Genomic DNA, 2,255 nt, shown 5'->3' on the forward strand with positions numbered 1-2,255 from the left:
GTTAGTCCTGGTAGGATTCCCTGCTACTCTTGGACCAGCACGGTGGGAATATCCCCCGTGAAAAGCAATGGCTGGCCGGAATTCATCGTGCATCGTCATGGCAAGGTGTTGGATACGAACAATAAACTCATTCCAGCGCAAGAGCAGGTTTATAAATTTGAGGGCGAAAAATATACACTCGTGCCATCAAGTCCATGAGTTGTTGAACGGTGCTTAGGCAGATGATTTGAGGCAGTTGACCATCGCCTGCGGAATAGCTGTTCGTCATACTGACGAGTGATCGCGTCTGGTCCGGCATGTGCTACAATCGCTGCGATCCTACAAATTCTTTCCTCCGAGGGTGGGGGTGACTGGGGAATGGCTTTGCCGCTAAACTTAACCATGAGCCCATTTCAGAAATTGGTGTGGACGGGCGAAGTGCTGCGCACCGTGGATTGGCTCATCCCCGCATTTCAAACGGTAGCATTTACCGAAACTCTCGCGCGAGCGATTGAAATTTCGCCTGAGCACGAAAAGCTGGAAGTGCTCAGAGAAAGCGTGGCGGCTATATATAGTCCGCCATATTTGGCCGCCATGTATCTGCATAGGTATATCCAGGTTCCGCATATCAGTGAATTTGCGAACCGCATTGATGAGTCCTTCCGGGTTTTCTTTTCCGGATACAGATCAGCCGCAGTAACTCTGATGATACCCGTGCTGGAGGGCGTTCTCAGAAAGGTGGCTACCTCGGCGAATCGAAACGTCGGCCATGGAACGAAAGGGTTAATTGTCGAGCTGGAGAAACTTGTTGAGGAAGAAAAATCCTCTCCTGAGCGCTTCGATGAACGCCTTTTTATGTTCGAACTACTACTAGATTTTATGCGGGATAAATTTCTCAAAAATACCGACCTTTACACCGGCCACCAAAATTTCAACAGACATGGCATATTACATGGTGTGTTCGGAGATTTTGATGAGGATTTGAATTTTTTCCGAACCGTTATGCTGCTCGATTTTCTACTGCTCATACTGATTTATAGAAGATTAGCGTTCGTCTCGGTTTTCACTCCTGCGGCTACGGATGAATCACGAGCGCTTGCCGCAGAGTATAGCAATCTTCGGCCAGTTTCCGCGCCGAAGCTTGATTCAAGAGAAATTGTGGTCGTGAAGCTTTTGAAGCGCATAGGCTCACACATGATGGAAAATCCAGCGGACTACCCAGAATTTACTGAAGCGGTCCAGAAAAACGGGGCGGAATTTGCCGAAGCTCTTAGGAAAATGATGTTCCAATAATCAAGAATTATGTAACAGCTTGGGGTTACAGAGCCGGTCTAGCTATTTCTGGTGTACATATCAGGTGCGTGTCCGTTTTCTGCCTTCTTCGCCTCAAAGCCGATTGTCCGCTCCCGGCCCATCCTGCTTATAATCGGAAGCATTGATGGGAGCCTCGGAATGGAAGATGTCGGCAAGACAGCAGCCATTTTTTGAATCACTGCGAACAGATAAATCATTTACGACTGATACTGGGCGTGAATATTCGTAAAGTCTGTCAGAAGGGCGCTCCAGCATGGCCAATCCTCTCTAATAATTCAAAAGTTTTTGGTGCAGCTTTTTTCAAAAAGCTGCGTTTTTGTTTCGAAATTTTCTCCGTATGATATGAACATTTCCAAAAAGCTCCCGCCAATTTACACAACAAACCCCGCCCGGCATCGCCGGGCGGGGTTCATCGGGGTTCTTACTCCCCGTTTTGCTTGCGGCTGCGAGACCAGATAAGGGTGTAGCCTTCGCCGCTTTCATCGTCGAAGAGGTTGGCGTAGATCGGCGCGCTGAAGCTCGGATCATCCAGCTTGACCGAGATATAATCGCGCCCTTCGGCGGAACGCTTGGACCAGCCAGCACCTAGCTCAGCCCTTCCGCAGAAGATACGATGGCTGGGGGCGTTGTCGTTGCCACGGTTGGCTTCAGGCACGATACGCACGTTCTTCGTCTGCACGCTCAGGGTCACGATCTCGCCGTGGATTTCATTGCCCGCTTTCTTGAAGGTTCCGATGGTGGCCATGTCAAATCTCCTATGCTGTTTCGAGCCCGCGACCATCGCAGCCTCGATGGCGATCTATTGACCGGGGGCACGATCGGCCTGCACCGCATGCGGCCGTAGCGTCAGCGGAGGATGGCGGCTTCTGGCTTTTTTGGAGCGCAGCGTTCCGCGAGGAGGCAGCATCGCTGCCGGGGAAAAAAGCTAGAAGCCGCCATTGCAGGAAGGCGATCGTCCTGTC

General features: G+C 50.8%; 3 protein-coding genes. 2 read left to right on the forward strand and 1 reads right to left on the reverse strand.

From position 1 onward, the window contains the following. Positions 1-198, forward strand: a 198-nt coding sequence (locus tag MXAZACID_RS19885) for a hypothetical protein (protein WP_205619857.1), incomplete at its 5' end; no start/stop codon positions are given. A 183-nt stretch (positions 199-381) separates the two neighbouring features. After that, positions 382-1,272 (forward strand): hypothetical protein, encoded by an 891-nt coding sequence (locus tag MXAZACID_RS16695; RefSeq protein ID WP_205619858.1) that lies wholly within the window; start codon positions 382-384, stop codon positions 1,270-1,272. Positions 1,273-1,714: 442 nt separating this feature from the next. On the opposite strand, the gene MXAZACID_RS16700 is transcribed toward MXAZACID_RS16695, so the two are convergent. Next, on the reverse strand, positions 1,715-2,038 hold the full coding sequence (locus MXAZACID_RS16700; protein WP_008495713.1) for a DUF736 domain-containing protein: 324 nt from the start codon (positions 2,036-2,038) through the stop codon (positions 1,715-1,717). Positions 2,039-2,255: the final 217 nt, after the last annotated feature.

This window comes from Acidocella sp. MX-AZ02, from assembly GCF_000306035.1.
GTDB classification, from domain to species: domain Bacteria; phylum Pseudomonadota; class Alphaproteobacteria; order Acetobacterales; family Acetobacteraceae; genus Acidocella; species Acidocella facilis.